This is a genomic window from Terrabacter terrigena (genome assembly GCF_042676085.1).
GTDB lineage: Bacteria > Actinomycetota > Actinomycetes > Actinomycetales > Dermatophilaceae > Terrabacter > Terrabacter terrigena.
On the sequence record NZ_JBHTKH010000002.1, the window covers coordinates 38672 to 54580 of the forward strand.

The 15909-nt window shown below is 72.6% G+C and carries 13 protein-coding genes; 5 read left to right on the plus strand and 8 right to left on the minus strand.

Going from position 1 to position 15909, the window contains the following annotated elements; all coding sequences use genetic code 11:
- Nucleotides 1–119: 119 nt before the first annotated feature.
- Nucleotides 120–2123: a PQQ-dependent sugar dehydrogenase gene (locus ACFQ2V_RS04440; RefSeq protein ID WP_386051120.1), complete on the plus strand. Its 2004-nt coding sequence runs from the start codon at nt 120–122 to the stop codon at nt 2121–2123.
- Between the two features lie 161 nt (nt 2124–2284).
- Here ACFQ2V_RS04440 and ACFQ2V_RS04445 read toward each other — a convergent pair whose 3' ends face one another.
- A complete protein-coding gene (locus ACFQ2V_RS04445) occupies nt 2285–3190 on the minus strand; it encodes a hypothetical protein (protein WP_386051121.1) in 906 nt (301 codons plus the stop codon).
- A gap of 306 nt (nt 3191–3496) precedes the next feature.
- Here ACFQ2V_RS04445 and serC point away from each other — a divergent pair, with 306 nt between their 5' ends.
- Entirely contained in the window at nt 3497–4639 is a 1143-nt protein-coding gene (serC, locus tag ACFQ2V_RS04450; RefSeq protein ID WP_386051123.1) for a phosphoserine transaminase, read from the plus strand.
- A 171-nt stretch (nt 4640–4810) separates the two neighbouring features.
- On the plus strand, nt 4811–6184 hold the full coding sequence (locus tag ACFQ2V_RS04455) for a hypothetical protein (protein WP_386051125.1): 1374 nt from the start codon (nt 4811–4813) through the stop codon (nt 6182–6184).
- A gap of 177 nt (nt 6185–6361) precedes the next feature.
- On the opposite strand, the gene ACFQ2V_RS04460 is transcribed toward ACFQ2V_RS04455, so the two are convergent.
- The 3 genes from ACFQ2V_RS04460 to ACFQ2V_RS04470 all read right to left on the minus strand — a co-directional run bounded on the left by ACFQ2V_RS04460 (nt 6362) and on the right by ACFQ2V_RS04470 (nt 9811).
- Nucleotides 6362–7648, minus strand: a complete 1287-nt coding sequence (locus ACFQ2V_RS04460) for an MFS transporter (RefSeq protein WP_386051127.1) — start codon at nt 7646–7648, stop codon at nt 6362–6364.
- Nucleotides 7645–8094 (minus strand): MarR family winged helix-turn-helix transcriptional regulator, encoded by a 450-nt coding sequence (locus ACFQ2V_RS04465; RefSeq protein ID WP_386051128.1) that lies wholly within the window; start codon nt 8092–8094, stop codon nt 7645–7647. Before ACFQ2V_RS04465 ends, ACFQ2V_RS04460 begins: the two co-directional genes overlap by 4 nt.
- Nucleotides 8095–8314: 220 nt before the next feature.
- Nucleotides 8315–9811 carry an NCS2 family permease gene (locus ACFQ2V_RS04470; protein WP_386051130.1) on the minus strand — a complete coding sequence of 499 codons (1497 nt, stop codon included), beginning with the start codon at nt 9809–9811 and terminating at the stop codon, nt 8315–8317.
- Between the two features lie 59 nt (nt 9812–9870).
- Here ACFQ2V_RS04470 and ACFQ2V_RS04475 point away from each other — a divergent pair, with 59 nt between their 5' ends.
- The gene (locus tag ACFQ2V_RS04475; RefSeq protein WP_386051132.1) at nt 9871–10122 is read left to right on the plus strand and encodes a DUF2530 domain-containing protein; all 252 of its coding nucleotides are present in this window, start codon (nt 9871–9873) and stop codon (nt 10120–10122) included.
- 24 nt (nt 10123–10146) lie between these two features.
- Here ACFQ2V_RS04475 and ACFQ2V_RS04480 read toward each other — a convergent pair whose 3' ends face one another.
- The 3 genes from ACFQ2V_RS04480 to ACFQ2V_RS04490 form a co-directional block, all read right to left on the minus strand.
- A complete protein-coding gene (locus ACFQ2V_RS04480; RefSeq protein ID WP_386051134.1) occupies nt 10147–11055 on the minus strand; it encodes a DUF3027 domain-containing protein in 909 nt (302 codons plus the stop codon).
- 4 nt (nt 11056–11059) lie between these two features.
- Nucleotides 11060–11452 carry a cold-shock protein gene (locus ACFQ2V_RS04485; protein ID WP_386051135.1) on the minus strand — a complete coding sequence of 131 codons (393 nt, stop codon included), beginning with the start codon at nt 11450–11452 and terminating at the stop codon, nt 11060–11062.
- A gap of 108 nt (nt 11453–11560) precedes the next feature.
- Nucleotides 11561–12502, minus strand: a complete 942-nt coding sequence (locus tag ACFQ2V_RS04490; protein ID WP_386051137.1) for an aldose 1-epimerase family protein — start codon at nt 12500–12502, stop codon at nt 11561–11563.
- Between the two features lie 81 nt (nt 12503–12583).
- Here ACFQ2V_RS04490 and ACFQ2V_RS04495 point away from each other — a divergent pair, with 81 nt between their 5' ends.
- Nucleotides 12584–14899: a helicase-associated domain-containing protein gene (locus tag ACFQ2V_RS04495; RefSeq protein WP_386051138.1), complete on the plus strand. Its 2316-nt coding sequence runs from the start codon at nt 12584–12586 to the stop codon at nt 14897–14899.
- On the opposite strand, the gene ACFQ2V_RS04500 is transcribed toward ACFQ2V_RS04495, so the two are convergent.
- Complete coding sequence (locus ACFQ2V_RS04500; RefSeq protein ID WP_386051139.1) at nt 14896–15828, minus strand: hydroxymethylglutaryl-CoA lyase; 933 nt, start codon at nt 15826–15828, stop codon at nt 14896–14898. The genes ACFQ2V_RS04495 and ACFQ2V_RS04500 overlap by 4 nt on opposite strands.
- Between the last annotated feature and the right edge of the window lie 81 nt (nt 15829–15909).

Consider the following 15909-nt stretch of genomic DNA (forward strand, 5'->3'; position numbering starts at 1 on the left):
GAGGGCTCGGTGAGGGCTCGGTGGCCGCTCGGTGACCGCCCGATCTCGGCGCGCGAGGTGGCGCGCGCACGCGTAGCCTCCCGAATGGGAGCAAGTGGGACACCGAGTCGGGAGCCAGCATGGTGCAGCGTCTGCGAGTCCGAGGATCGATCGCCCTGGCGGGCGCCCTGCTCGCCGGAGCCGCGCTCGCTGCGGAGCAACCCGCCGCCGAGGCGGCGCCCACGGTGCGGGTCACGACGATGGTGTCGGGCCTCAGCAACCCGTGGGACCTCACGTGGGTCGGCGGTCTCATGCTCTACGACGTGCGCGCCGGGCAGGTCTGGAGCAAGCGGGGCGCGGATTCCCCACGGAGAGTGAGCATCTCGGGCTTCCCGTCGATCTTCGCCCAGAGTGAGGGCGGCCTGCTCGGCATGGTCGCCGACCCCGCCGCCACGACGAACAAGCGCTTCTACACGTGCCAGTCGGTCCGAGACTCCGCCGGCAACCCGCTCGACGTGCGCGTGCTGCGCTGGCGTCTCACGAGCGACACCACGGCGGTCTCCGACGGTGCCCCGGTCGTGACCGGTTTGCCCCTGACGAGCGGTCGACACTCGGGCTGCCGGCTGCGGTTCGGCGGCGACGGCCGGCTCTACGTCGGCACGGGCGACGCCGCCGTCGGCACCAACCCGCAGAACCTCGGCTCGCTCGGCGGCAAGGTGCTGCGGGTCAACTGGGACGGCAGCATCCCGACCGACAACCCCTTCTACTCCCGCGGGGGCAACGCCCGCTACGTGTGGAACTACGGCCACCGCAACATCCAGGGTCTCTCGCTGCGCCCCGGCACGACCGAGCTGTGGTCGGCCGAGCACGGCTCCGACCGCGACGACGAGATCAACCTCTCGGTCCGCGGCGGCAACTACGGCTGGGACCCCGTGCCCGGCTACAACGAGGCCACGCCGATGACCGACACGACGAAGTTCCCGAGCGCGCGCCGGGCCATGTGGAGCTCCGGATTCCCGACCGTCGCGACGAGCGGGGCGACCTTCGTGCAGGGCGCCGCCTGGGGTGAGTGGCAGGGCGCGCTCGCCGTCGGGCTGCTCAAGGGCGAGGGCATCTACCTCATGCGGTTCGACCCGAGCCCCAGCCCGACCCCGGTCGCCCGCGTCATCCGCCTCCCCGGCGCGCAGGGCTTCGGCCGCATCCGCACGGTCCAGACGGGACCCGACGGCGCGCTGTGGTTCACGACGTCCAACGGCACGAACGACCGGATCGTCCGCGTGGCCCCCACCTCCACCCCGCCGACGGTGCGGCCGGGCTCGCTCGTGTCGCCCAGCGGGGTGGCGGCGGTGCGCACCGGCACCGAGATCTGGGCGTTCGTCCGGGGCGCGGGCGACGTCGTGCAGTACCGCCGCAGCCGTGACGACGGGGCGACCTGGTCGGCCTGGACCTCCGCCGGCGTCACGAGCACGGACGCGCCGTCAGCCGCCTCGGCGTCGGCCGGACGCGTCGACCTGTTCACCCGCAACGCCTCTCGGCAGGTCGTGCACACGTGGTTCACCGGCGGCGTACGACGCGGCTCGACGCTGCTCGGTGGCGGCGTCATCGCCCAGCACGGCAGCTCGGTCGGCGGCGGCACGCTCGACGTCTGGGGTGTCGCCCCCAACGGCACCGGCTGGCGCAACCACCACGACGGCACGCGCTGGTCCGGCTGGCGGCAGGTCGGCGGGATCTTCACCTCGGGGCTCTCGGCGTCGGCCGACCTGACGACCAAGGTCACGACGGTCTCGGGCCGCGGCAACGGGCCGACCACCTACGAGCGCACCTTCACCGCGAGCACCACCGGCACGAGCGGCTGGGTCGCGCGCGGCGACGGCCTGTCGGCCTGGTCGTCGCGCGCGATGGGCGACACGACCGGGGGCCAGGCGCGGATCGCCGTCGCCACCGGGCCCGACCGCCAGGCCGTCGTCCAGCGGGGCGCCCTGCAGATCGGGGTCACGACGATGTACACCTCGGCCACCGACGTGGTCAGCCGGCCGAACGGCACGTTCGTGATGTTCGGCCGCGGGAGCGACGGCACGCTCTGCTACTACGACGGCAGGCCCGGAGGCTACGTGAACCGGTCGCTCGGCGGCGTCGTCCGCTGACCTCTCCCGACGCGTACGCCCTCGGCTGAGAGTGTGGGCAGCCTGCAGAGGTGAGCCGCTCCGGCAGGAGTGCGCCGTTCCGGCAGGAGTGGTCGGTGCATCGTGCACCCGTGAAGGCAGCGCGCAGCCGTGCGACCATCCACCACCCGCGAGGGAGGCGGTCACGCGGCGGCCCACCGTCGCGAGTCGATGATCGCCTGCTCGGCGCGGGCGCGAATCAGCGCGATGTCGTCGAGCTCGCTCCAGACGTACCGCGCGAAGAACCAGCCCTTCCTGCGCATCGCGTCCTCGCGCCGCTTCTCCTGGAACGCCGCACCGCCCTCGCCGTACTTCTGTGCGCCGTCGAACTCCACGAGGACGCGGGTGCCCTCGATGCGGAAGTCGGCGTAGCGCGTGCCCAGGTCGGTGTCGACCGCGAACTGCGGGTCGAGGACGTGGCCGAGCGCACGCAGCCGGTGCCCGATGATGCTCTCGCCCGGTGACTCGATGCGGGGGTCCGCCTGACGCAGGATCGCCCGCACCGGACCGATGCCCCGGCACCGCGCGAGCAGAACGCACGCAGCGTCCAGCTGCTCGGGCGTCACCAGCTCGCGGTGGAGCGCGGCATCGGCAGCGACGAGCGCACTGAGCGGTACGCCCTCCAGACCGGCCTGGACGATGCCGACCGCGGTCGGCACCCGGTCCGGCAGCGGCGACGACAGCCCGGCAGGGAGGTCCGGCAGGGGCCGGTGGACCTTGAGGCCCGGCCCGTTGCGGGTCTGACCCGGGCCGCGGCGAGTCAGGTGCACCGTGGAGAGATCGAGCCGGTGGTCGGGCAGGTTCTGGGCCAGGAGAAGCGACTGGTGGCTGATCAAGGCGCGGCCTCGATATCGCCGCCACGCTGCGACGGTGCGCAGCCAGTGGAGGTCGCGGGCGTCCCGAGGCGGGCGGACGGCATACCAACCCCGGAGCAGCGGGACGAGGACGCCGGCACGCACGGCGGCAGCGATCTCGGCGTCCGGGTGGCCGGCCGTTGTGAGCACGGCGGTGCTGACGACGTCGTCGCGTGCGAGCTGCTCGAGGTCCATCGGCCCATCGTGGCCCGAGGGCCGGCGGTGGCGTCGGAGCACCTGTGGACAACGGTGCAGCTCGAGCGCGCAGGTGCGGGCTCACCTCGCAGGTGGCCGGTGCATCGCGCACCTGCGACGGAACCGCGCACTCCTGGTGCGCGTGTGCACCTGGCCGCCCAGCACCGCACGACGGTCCACGCACCGAGAGACGGTGTCCAAGGGGTGGGCACGTGAGGTTGAATGGGGCCCGGTGACAACGGCGTCATCCGACCTCAACACGCCCGCCGCCTCCTCGTGACGTGGCCGCATCCGCAAGGTGGATCCGTGACCGAAGCCCCCGCCGCGACCCAGCCCATCACCATCCCGGCCGAGCTCCTGCCGGCCGACGGACGGTTCGGCTCCGGACCCAGCAAGGTCCGCCCCGAGCAGGTCGAGTACCTCAGCTCCCTCGGACGCACGATCCTCGGCACCTCGCACCGCCAGGCACCGGTCAGGAACCTCGTCGGCGAGGTCCGCCAGGGCCTGCGCGACCTCTTCTCCCTGCCTGAGGGCTACGAGGTCATCCTCGGCAACGGCGGCTCGACGGCCTTCTGGGACATCGCCGCCTTCGGACTCGTGCGCGACCGCGCCCAGCACCTCGCCTTCGGTGAGTTCTCGAGCAAGTTCGGCAACGTCACCAAGGCTGCCCCGTTCCTCGGCGAGCCGACGATCGTCAAGGCCGACCCGGGCACGCTCGCCACCGCGCACGCCGAGGCGGGCGTCGACGTCTACGCCTGGCCGCACAACGAGACCTCGACCGGGGTCATGGCTCCGGTCCAGCGGGTCGAGGGCGCTGACGCCGACGCGCTCGTGCTCATCGACGCCACGTCGGGTGCCGGCGGACTGCCCGTCGACATCACCGAGTCCGACGTCTACTACTTCGCGCCGCAGAAGTGCTTCGCCTCCGACGGCGGCCTGTGGTTCGCAGCCTTCTCCCCCGCCGCCCTCGCCCGCGTCGACGAGATCGCCGCGAGCGGCCGCTGGGTCCCCGACTTCTTCAGCCTGCCCACCGCGATCGACAACTCGCTGAAGAACCAGACCTACAACACGCCGGCCCTGTCGACGCTCGCGCTGATGAAGAGCCAGCTCGACTGGATGAACGGCAACGGGGGCCTCGAGTTCACGACCGGCCGCACGAAGGACTCCTCGACGCGCCTCTACACGTGGGCCGAGCAGACCGGCTACACCACCCCGTACGTGGCCGACCCGGCCGCCCGCTCCCAGGTGGTCGGCACGATCGACCTCGACGACGCGATCGACGCCGCCGCCGTGGCGAGCACGCTGCGCGCCAACGGCATCGTCGACGTCGAGCCCTACCGCAAGCTCGGCCGCAACCAGCTGCGCGTCGCCATGTTCCCGGCCGTCGACCCCGAGGACGTCACGAAGCTGACGCAGGCCATCGACCACGTGGTGTCGAAGCTCGGCTGACCTCCGGCAACATCGGCAGAGCGATCCGTCCCCTTCGCGCGAAGGCCACCTCCGCGCAGAGGCGGGCGGATCGCTCTTTCGGTCGCTGAAACGCCACGTGACCTTTGCGCCGGCGGCTCGTTGATCCGCACAGAACCGCCAATGGGGGCGGCTGTCGTCCAAGGAGTCACCATGGTCCGCATCGTCCGCGCGGGCACGTCCGCGCGCAGGGTCGCTGCAGCCGTGCCCGTCATCGCCCTGGCCACGGCCGGCATCGCCTTCGCCGCCACGCGGGGGGCCGAGCAGCCCGCCGCGGCCGCGACGTCGATCACCGTGCCCGACACCGCGATCGCCGAGGGCAGCCCGACCTACCCGCAGGCCGGGCCCGCTCCGGCGCCGATGCAGCTGCCCCCGATCTACCAGACCTTCACCCAGGACTACGCGCGCGTGGCCGTGCCGTCCGAGGCCCGCGCCGCGATCTCGGCCATCGGCTCCTTCGCCCCGGTCCGGCTGGACGCGAACGGCATACCGTCGGTGGCCGTCGCCGCCTACCAGCGCGCCGCCGGCGTCCTCGGCGGCATCAAGCCCGGCTGCGGTATCGACTGGGCGCTGCTCGGCGCCATCGGCCGGGTGGAGAGCAACCACGCCCGCTTCGGGGGCAACGTGCTCGACGCGAGCGGCATCGCCCGCCCCGGCATCATCGGCATCCCCCTCGACGGCTCGCGCGGCACGGCTCGCATCACCGACACCGACGGCGGCGCCCTCGACCGCGACACGATGTTCGACCGAGCCGTCGGCCCCATGCAGTTCATCCCCACCTCGTGGGCGATGGCGGGCCGCGACGGCGACGGCGACGGCGTCGCGAACCCGCAGAGCCTGACCGACGCCGTCACGGGCGCCGGGGTGCTGCTGTGCTCGGGCGGCACCGACCTGCGCCGGCCCGGCGCCGCCTACCAGGCCGTCCTGCGCTACAACCACTCCGACTCGTACGTCCGCACCGTGCTCTCGATCGCCGACGCCTACCGGCGTGGCGTCACGGTGCTGCCCATGAACGCGCTGCCCGCCGCCCGCCCCGCCTCCGGCACCGGTTCGGCCACCCCCGAGGGCTCGGGCTTCGCGTATGCCGGTGCGCCGGCTCCCCGTTCGACGGCTTCGCCGAGCGCCCGCCCCACACCGGGCGCTTCGGCGAAGCCGTCACCGGCACCGGCCGGAAAGCCCAGCCCCTCATCACCCGAGCCGGCGCCGAAGCCCACACCGAAGCCCGCGCCGAAGCCGGCACCGAACCCCGGGCCACTTCCCGACAAGCCCACGCCCGGCCTGCCGCTGCCCCTGCCGAAGGCGCCCGGTGTGCCGCTCCCATCGGTGAAGCTGCCGAAGCCGCCGGTCGCGCTGCCGACCCCCACGCTGCCCGCCGAGGTCGTGCGCCTGCTGGCGCTGCCGCACCTGCCGCTGCTGGCCGGCGACCCCCAGGACCTCGTGCGCGTCCTCGACCCACTCAAGGGCAAGGTGGTGTGCCTGCTCGACGAGAAGGTCGTCACCTGCCCCGCCGGTGGCCTCCTCGGCTGACTCCCCCACCCAGGCCGAGCCCGAGCCACCACCCAGGAGCGGTCGCCCGTCACAGGGCGGCCGCTCCTGTGGCGTGCCGGAGGCGGGAGGGTCAGCGCTTCACGAAGGCGGCGACGACCGCGATCGCGATGAAGAGCACGAGCGCCGCGACCGTCGCCCGGTGACGGAACTTGAAGTTCACTTCGTCACCTCGGGGGCCGTCGGGACCGCCGACGCGAGCTGGATGCGCAGGTGGGGGTGCCGCTGGGTCTGGATGGTCACTGCGACATTCTGCCGACGAGCGAACCACAGGGCCACCGCCACGAGGCTGAGGCCCACGGCGATGGTGCCGATGGCGATGGTCCAGCGCGGACCCCAGACGTCACCGATCCACCCGATCATCGGGGCACCGACCGGCGTGCCGCCCATGAAGATGGCCATGTAGAGCGCCATGACGCGCCCGCGCATGACGGGGTCGACGCTCACCTGCACCATGGCGTTGGCCGTCGTGAGGGCGGTCAGCGCGGACAGCCCCGTGGGCACGAGGAACACGGCGAAGAGGAGGTAGCTCGGTGCCGTCGAGAGGAGCGCCGTCGAGACCGTGAAGCCGAGCAGCGCCGTGAGCAGGACCCGCAGGCGCGGGCGGGCCCGCCGGGCGGAGAGCAGGGCGGCCGCGAGCGAGCCGACGGCCATGATCGAGCCGAGCAGGCCGAACTCCCCCGGCCCCTTGTCGAAGACCTTGGTGGCCATGAGGGCCATGGTGACCTGGAAGTTCATACCGAAGGTGCCGAGCACGAACACGAGCGCCATGATGAGCACGAGGTCGGGGCGGCCCCTGACGTAGCGCAGACCCGCACGGATCTGCCCCTTGCCCCGGGCCCGCGGCGAAGGCGTGAGCAGCTTCGTGTCGAGACGCAGCAGCGCGACGAGCACGAAGACGAAGGTCGCGGCGTTGATGTAGAGGGCCGGCGCGATGCCGAACCACGCGATGACGAGACCAGCTGCGGCGGGCCCGACGAGGCGACCGAGGTTGAACGAGGCGCTGTTGAGGGCCACCGCGTTGGGCAGGTGCTGGGTGTCGACCATCTCCGACACGAATGTCTGGCGAGCCGGGTTGTCGACGGCAGTCGCGACGCCCTGCAGGAAGGCCAGCGCGTAGACGTGCCAGAGCTCGACCACGCCGGTGGCCGTCAGCACGGCGAGCAACAAGGCCGTGACGAGCAGCGCCGTCTGGGTCATGAAGAGGATGCGGCGCTTGGGGAACCGGTCGACCACCATCCCGGCGAACGGCGCGAGGACGAGGAACGGCAGGAACTGCAGCCCGGTGACGAGGCCGAGCGCCGTGGCCGAGTGGTCGGTGAGGACGGTGAGCACGAGCCAGTCCTGCGCGACTCGGCCCATCCAGGTGCCGACGTTGGAGACGATCGCGCCGGACGCGTACACGCGGTAGTTCGGGATGGACAGGGAGTGGAAGGTCGGGCTCACTTCGTGGCCACCTTCGCGAGGACCGCGGCGGCTTGCTGGAGCAGCTCACGCTCCTCGTCGGTGAGCGTCTCGAAGCGAGCGAGGAGCCACTCGTCACGGTGCCTGCGGATGCGGCGCAACGCCTTGCGGCCCTCGCCCGTCAGCGACAGGATCACCTGCCGCCCGTCGGTGGGGTCGTCGGCGCGCGCGACGTATCCGGCCTCGACGAGCGCGCTGGTGGTGCGCTTCATGCTCGGGGCCGACACCTGCTCGATCTCGGCGAGCTCGCTGTTGGTGCGTGGGGTGTCCTCGAGCCGGGCGAGCACGGAGAAGTGGTGCGGGGGGAGCTCGCGGTCGGACTCGAACCGGACCCGGCGCGAGATGCGCATGCAGGCCAGTCGGATGTCGTTGGAGAGGGAGACGAGCTCAGCCCTGGAGAGCGGCGTCGTCGATGTCTTGGTACGCAAGGGGCGGGTCCTCGGAAGTGCTGTCTGGTGATGCTTAGCCTAACTCATTACCTCGGCTAACCATTCCCCCGGTGTCCAGGGTTGCGGGTCCGGGTTGCGGGTCCGGGGTTGCGGGTCCTGGGGTCGGGGTCCTGGGGTCGACGCACGAAGGCCCCCTCCCGAGCGGGAGGGGGCCTTCACGGCATACGTGCTCGGGAGAGCAGGCTCTCTGCGGCGGGGCTCAGGTGAAGAGCGCCTCGAGCGGGGTCTTCGCGAAGTAGAGCACGAAGAGGCCCGAGACGACCCAGAGCAGCGGGTGGATGCGGCGCGCGTGTCCCTTGGCGATCTTGACCAGCACCCACGCGATGAAGCCGGCGCCGATGCCGACGGTGATGTTGTAGGTGAACGGCATCAGCACGATCGTGAGGAACGCCGGAAGGGCGACCTCCATGTCATGCCAGTCGATGTTCGTCACCTGGGTCATCATCAGGAAGCCGACGATGACGAGCGCCGGCGCCGCGGCCTCGGACGGCACGACCGCGAAGAGCGGCGCGAGGAACGTCGCGAGCAGGAAGAGGATGCCGGTGACGACCGAGGCGAGACCGGTGCGAGCCCCCTCCTCGACGCCCGACGCGGACTCGATGTACGAGGTGTTGCTGCTCACGCCGCCGGCGCCACCCGCGATGGCGGCGACGGAGTCGACCACGAGGATGCGGTCGGTGTTGGGCGGGTTGCCCTCGTCGTCGAGCAGCTCGGCCTCGGTGCCGATCGCGACGACCGTGCCCATCGTGTCGAAGAAGTCGGCGAGCAGCAGCGAGAAGACGAAGAGCGACGCGGTGATGATGCCGAGCTTCCCGAAAGAGCCGAGAAGGCTGAACTGGCCGAGGATGCCGAGGTCGGGCGTGTTGGTGACAGAGCTCGGCAGCGCCGGGACCGTCAGCACCCACGTGTCGGGGTTGGTGAGCACGCCCTTGTCGTAGACGCGCGGGCCGAGCTTGAAGATCGCCTCGATCACCATGGCCAGCACCGTCGCGGAGACGATCCCGATGAGGATGGCGCCCTTGACCTTGCGGATGAGCAGGATCGCGATGAGGAAGACCCCGACGACGAAGACGAGCGTGGGCCAGCCGGTGAGGCTGCCGCCGATGCCCAGCTCGCTCGGCACCGACCCGGGGGTGGTGGGCCGCCGCGCGAAACCGGCGTCGATGACGCCGATGAAGGCGATGAACAGGCCGATCCCGACCGAGATGGCGACCTTCAACGGCGGCGGGATCGCCTTGAAGACTGCCTTGCGGAAGCCGGTGAGCACGAGCACCAGGATGATGACGCCCTCGATGACGACCAGGCCCATGAGGTCGGCGTAGGTGATCTTGTCGGACGCGTGCGTGATCACCATGCCGGTGATCAGTCCGTTGATGCCGAGACCCGCCGCGAGCGCGATGGGGAAGTTCGCGAAGACCCCCATGGCGATCGACATGACTCCCGCGACCACTGCAGTGCCGACGGCGACGAGCAGCTTGCTCTCCGCGAGGTCGGTGGTGCCGCCGATCATGCTGCCCGAGCCGTCGACGACCCCCGAGAGGATGATCGGGTTGAGTACGACGATGTAGACCATCGTGAAGAAGGTGACGACGCCGCCTCGCACCTCGCGCGCCACGGTGGAGCCGCGCTCGGTGATCTTGAAAAAGCGGTCGAGCCCGGATGCCGTGTCGGGGCGTGTGGTGGTATCGGCTGACATGCCGCACACCTTAGTGGTGCCGCGTTTCGGGCCGCGTCGCAGACCGTAGGCTGACGGGCGTGACCGACCCGTCCCCCACCCCACACGCTGCACCCGAGCAGATCGAGCCCCTGCACGTGCCGATGCTGCGCATCATCGAGGTCGGGCTGGCCGCGTGGGTCGTCGCACTGGTCGTGACCCTCCTCGTGCCCGCCCTGCACGAGGGCGACCGCGACTGGTGGCCGTGGGCGTGCGTCGCCGGCTTCGTGCTCGGCGGCATCGGGTGGGCCTACGTACGCCGGGGGCGCGGCAACGCACGCGACGCCGCCTGAGCGGGTCCGAGCGACGGGGCTGGGTCAGTCGGTGACGGGATCGTCGGAGCCGTGCTGCCCCGGTTCGTCGACCTGGGTCGCCTCGTCGGCTGGCTGCTCCTCGACGGCCGCCTCGTCGGCTGGCTGCTCCTCGACGGCCGCCTCGTCGGAGGGCTCCGTCCCGGACGGCTCCGTCTCGGACGGCTCGACGTCGACCGCGAACTCGTCGACGATCGGGTCGCCGACCGACGTCGGCTCAGGGTGCTCGAGGTCGGTCTCGGAGTGCGCGCCGCAGCCGTGGTCGAGCGAGACGACCCGCCCGTCGGACGGGCTCCACTCGTTGGCGCACACGCCGAACGTGACGCGCAGCGCGCCGGCCATCGGCAGGAAGTAGCCGCACGTCGTGCACCGCGCCGTGGCCTTGGTCGCCACCTCGGCAGTGGGGCCGTTGTCGCCGGAGTACCACCGGGTGGCTGCCGCCTCGCGGCCCTCGGCCGACAGGACCCGCGGCCGTCCGAGGCCGAGCTCGAAGAAGGCCATCTGGTCGACGTCCTCGTCGCCCGTCGCCTCGAAGCCGGCCTCGAGGTTGGGGTCGTCGGGGCGGAAGGGCAGCACGTCGCCCGCGCCGAGGTCGCCGGGGGCGAGCCGGTCGGCATACGGGAGCCACTCGGGGGCGAGCACCGACTCCGGGCCGGGCAGCAGGTTCGTCTCGCAGACGGTCGCGACCTTGGCGCGCGGCACGCGTGCGACGCTGACGCCCCACCGCCACCCGCGGTAGCCCGCGGAGGTGCACTCGAACCAGTGCATGCCGAGGCGCTCCTCGAGCGCGTCCATGCCGAGGTGCGCGCCGACGGTGCCCGGCTCGGCGACTCCCTCGAGGGCGGCCCGGGCGAGGTCGACCGCCGCGAGCAGCACGGCGTCCTGCTTGGTCGACGGGGTGACGGTCACGGTCATCGGGTCACTTCTCCAGCTCGTCGGCGAGGCCGCGGAGGGCGCGCGCGAGGTTCGAGGCGAGCTTGCGCTCAGGACGGCGGCCGGCACGGTAGACGTTGCTCGCGCCGTCGAGCAGCTGGACGACGTCCTCGATGATGACGACGAGCTCCTCGGGGGCCTTGCGCTCACGCGCGGACTTGTTGGCGACGACGGACTGGACCGGGTCGAGCACCTTGACCGCGAGCGCCTGCGGCCCCTTGCGACCGTCGACGATGCCGAACTCGACGCGGGACCCGGGCTTGACCGTGACGCCCGTCGGGAGGGCGTTCGCGTGCAGGAAGACGTCGGCACCGGACTCCTCGGTGATGAACCCGAAGCCCTTGTCGGCGTTGTAGAACCTGACCTTGCCAGTCGGCACAGCCCACCTCGTTGCATGTCGTCGGTCGCGCATGTGACGGCACGACTCGATGGCGCTCCTTGCGCTCGTCCCAAGCCTAACGGCTCGGGGCAAGCCGGACTCCCGCCCTCAGGCAGGGCTGATGCCCCAGGTGCCGGTCCACTCCTCGCCCGGCTCGAGCACCACGAGCCCGTCTCCGGAGTTGAACACGTCGGCGGGGCAGGTCATCGGCTCGGCCGCGATGCCGACCGCACCCTTGCGGTCCTCGGCGATCGCGGTGAAGACCTGCAGCCACGGGAAGGCGGCGTCGGCCCAGAGCGTGGCCGAACGGTCGGCGGCGCCCACCGTGCACCGCCACATGCCGTCGTCGTCGCGCAGCACGTCGGTGTAGGCGGTGTCGAGGCGCACGTCACCGACCCGGCGCGGTTCGCGGAAGTCGAGGGGCTCGCCCTCGACCGGGTGGGTGGCGCTCGGCAGCATCCGCTCGTCGACCTCCAGCCAGGTGCGGGCCGGGATGGTCAGCTCGACGTCGGGCAGCAGGGTGTCACCGATCGCGAGGTAGGGGTGGGCGCCGTAGCCGAAGGGGGCGGCCGACGGCCCGACGTTGCGCGCCGCTGCGGTCACGACGAGACCGGAGTCGTCGATCAGGTAGGTGGTGCGCAGGTCGAGGAAGTGGTCCCAGCCCGGCTGCGGGTGCAGCCGGTAGCCGACGGTGACCATGTCGTCCTCGATCTCGACGAGCTCCCACAGGGCCCACCGCACGAGGCCGTGGCTGGCGTTGCCGCGCGGCACCTCGGTGATCGGGAGCTGGTGCTCGGTGCCGCCGAACGTGTAGCGGCCGTCGCGGATGCGGTTCGGCCAGGGCATCAGCTGTTGTCCGCGGCCCGACGCGCACGTCTCGTCGGCGGCATACCCGGCGACGACGTCGACGCCGTCACGGGTCAGCGTGCGCAGCCCGCCCCCGACCTCGACGACGGTCGCCTCGAACGGACCGTGCCCGATGGTCCACTGCTGCCCGGTGGGCTGGGCCGATGCGGCACCGGCTGCGGACGCGGGCGAGAGCGCGCTCATGGGGGCAACGCTAGCGGCCTGCGCACGGCCGGCGCACGGCGGTGCGCGGAGGGCCGACGAGACGGGCACTAGGTTGGGAGGATGGCCACCTCGAGCCGCAGCCTGGCCGACGACATCCGCGGGCGCAGCGACGCCGAGCTCATCGACCTCGTGCTCGCGCGCCCCGACCTCGCGCGGCCGGCACCCGCCGACCTGACCTCGCTCGCGGCGAGGGCCGGCACACGAGCCAGCATCCAGCGCGCGGTCGAGGCCCTCGACCGCGGGCACCTGCAGGTGCTCGAGGCCGTCGTCGTCGCGGGTGACGCCGTCGAGCGGCCCGCCCTGCTGCGGCTGCTCGGAACCGAGGACGCCGCGATGGTCGAGGCCCTCGTGCAGGACCTCTGGCGCGCCGCGCTCGTCTGGCGCGGCAGCGACGGTCACCACGTCGTGCGCACGGTGCCGGAGGTGCTCGGCACGTCGATCGCCGGGCTCGGGGCCCCCATGCGTGAGCTGCGCCCGTCGGCCCCGGCCGAGCAGTTCTCTCCCGAGCACATCGCGGCCGCCATCGCCGCGGCGCCCGACGACTCGCGCACGATGCTCGAGCGGATGACGTGGGGTCCGCCGTTCGGGGTCCTGCCGACGGCGACGCCCGGGCGGAACACCGCGCGCTGGCTGCTCGAGCACCACCTGCTCGTCCCCGTCTCCGCCGACCGGGTCGCGCTGCCGCGCGAGGTCGGCCTCGCGCTGCGCGATGGTCGCCTGCACCGCTCCCCGGAGCTCACGCCACCGGCCCTGGAGGCACGCTCGGTGTCGCTCGTCGACGCCGCGGCCGGGGGCGCCGCGAGCGAGTGCCTCACCCACCTCGACGAGCTGGCGGCGGCGTGGGGCGCCGAGCCGCCGCGCGTGCTGCGGGCAGGCGGCCTGTCGGTCCGCGACCTCCGCCTGGCCCAGACGGCGCTCGACCTCGATCCCGAGCACACCGCCTTCGTGGTCGAGCTCGCGTATGCCGCCGGGCTCGTCGCCGACGACGGCGAGGTCGTGCCGGTGTGGGCGCCCACGTCGGAGATCGACGAGTGGAGCTCGAGCGAGGCAGGCCACCGGTGGGCCACGCTCGCGCTGGCCTGGCTCGCGTCGACACGCGCCCCGCACCTGGTCGGGGCGCGAAGCACGGGCACCGGGCCGGCCAACGCGCTCGGCCCCGACGTGCAGTGGCCCGCCATCCGCGGCATCCGTCGCGAGGTGCTGCGTGAGCTCGCGTCGCTCGACCCCGGCAGCGCCCCGGCGCCCGGGTCGCTGCGCGAGCGCCTCGCCTGGCGGCGCCCGAACCGCTCGGCGGGCGTGCTCGACGAGGCCGTCGAGGCGGTGCTGCGTGAGGCCGAGTGGCTGGGGATCACCGGTCGCGGCGCGCTGTCGGAAGCCGGCCGGGCCCTCGTCGCGGCGCGGCCCGACACGACGGCGCACGCGGCGTCCGGTGCCGAGGCCGAACGCGAGCCGACGCCGTTGCTCGACCGGGCCGCTGCCGCCATGTCGGCCCACCTGCCCTCCCCGGTCGACCACATCCTCGTCCAGGCCGACCTCACCGCCGTGGCGCCCGGCCCGCTCGTGGGTGGGCTCGGGTCGTTCATGCGCCTCGCCGCCGACGTCGAGTCCCGCGGCGGCGCGACCGTCTACCGCTTCACCCCCGAGTCGGTGCGCCGCGCGCTCGACGCGGGCTGGACCGCTGCCGACTTCACCGAGACGGTCCGCCGCTCGAGCCGCACGCCGCTTCCCCAGCCCCTCGAGTACCTCGTGTCCGACGTCGCGAGACGGCACGGGCAGACGCGCATCGGCGGCGCGGCGGCATACATCCGCTCCGACGACGAGTCGGTGCTCGACACGATGCTGGCATCGCGTGAGCTGGCGCCCCTGCGGCTGCGGCGCCTCGCCCCGACCGTCCTCGTGTCGTCGGCCGACCCGCGGGTGCTCGTCGACCTGCTGCGCGACAACGGTTTCGCGCCGGTGCACGAGGGCCAGGACGGCGCGGTGGTGCACGCCGAGACGCCTCGTCGCCGCGCCGGCACGCGCCGCCGTGGTCCAGGGCCATCGGTGTCACCGGTCGACCGCGCCTACACGCAGACCCTCGTCGACGGGCTGCGCGCCGCCGAGGCCACGGCAGACCAGCGACGTGCCGAGGACGAGTCGCGCCCCGGACCGCGCATCCAGACCATGGACCCCGTCGTCACGCTGTCGCTGCTGCGCGACGCCGTCGCCGACCGCCACGGCGTGTGGATCGGCTACTCCGACGGCCACGGCGCGACCAGCCGCCACCTCATCCACCCGCAGCGTGTCGAGGGCGGCCGGGTGCGCGCCACCGACGAGTCCGGCCACGAGAAGTCCTTCTCGGTGCACCGCATCGTCGGCGCCACGCTCGAAGGCTAGGCGCCGGCCAGGGCGCGCACGACGTTCGACGGGCTCGGTCGCCCGAGCCGCCCGGCCATCCAGACCGACGTCTCGACGAGCGCGTCGAGGTCGACGCCGGTCTCGACGCCGGCGCCGTGCAGGGCCCAGACGAGGTCCTCGGTGGCGAGGTTGCCCGTGGCTGACTTGGCGTAGGGGCAGCCACCCAGGCCGCCGGCCGCGGCGTCGACGACCGTCACTCCGTCGCGCAGCGCGGCCATCGTGTTGGCGAGCGCCTGGCCGTAGGTGTCGTGGAAGTGCACGGCGATGCGGTCGGTGCCGATGCCGCGTGCCGCGAGCGCCTCGAGGAGCCGGTGCACGTGGCCGGTCGTGCCGACACCGATGGTGTCGCCGAGGCTCAGCTCGTGGCAGCCGAGGTCCATGAGCCGCTCGGCCGTGTCGACGACCTGCTCGACCGGCACCGGCCCCTCCCACGGGTCGCCGAAGCACATGGAGACGTACGCGCGCACCCACATGCCGTCCTCGAGCGCGCGCTTCACGACCGGCTCGAACATGGCGTACTGCTCGGCGACCGACCGGTTGAGGTTCCTCTGCGCGAAGGTCTCGGTGGCCGAGCCGAAGATCGCGATCGCCGAGAGGCCCAGCTGCTCGGCACGGTCGAGGCCGCGCTCGTTGGGCACGAGGGCCGGGCGGCGACGGCCGCGGCCACCCTCGCCCAGGGCGCCGAGGACCTCCTCGGCGTCACCCATCTGCGGCACCCACTTCGCCGGCACGAACGAGGTCGTCTCGATGGTTGCGAGCCCGGCAGCCTCGAGCCGCCGGATGAACTCGACCTTCGTCGCGGCCGGCACGACCGTCTTCTCGTTCTGGAGGCCGTCGCGCGGACCGACCTCGTAGATCGTCACCTGGGGCGGCAGCCCCGTCGCCGCCTCGACCTGTGGGGATCGCATTCGCCCATACTGTCACTACGCCACACGACGCCCTCCGACGCCGGTTCGATGTATCCGCGCACGGCGGGGGCCGCCGGAATA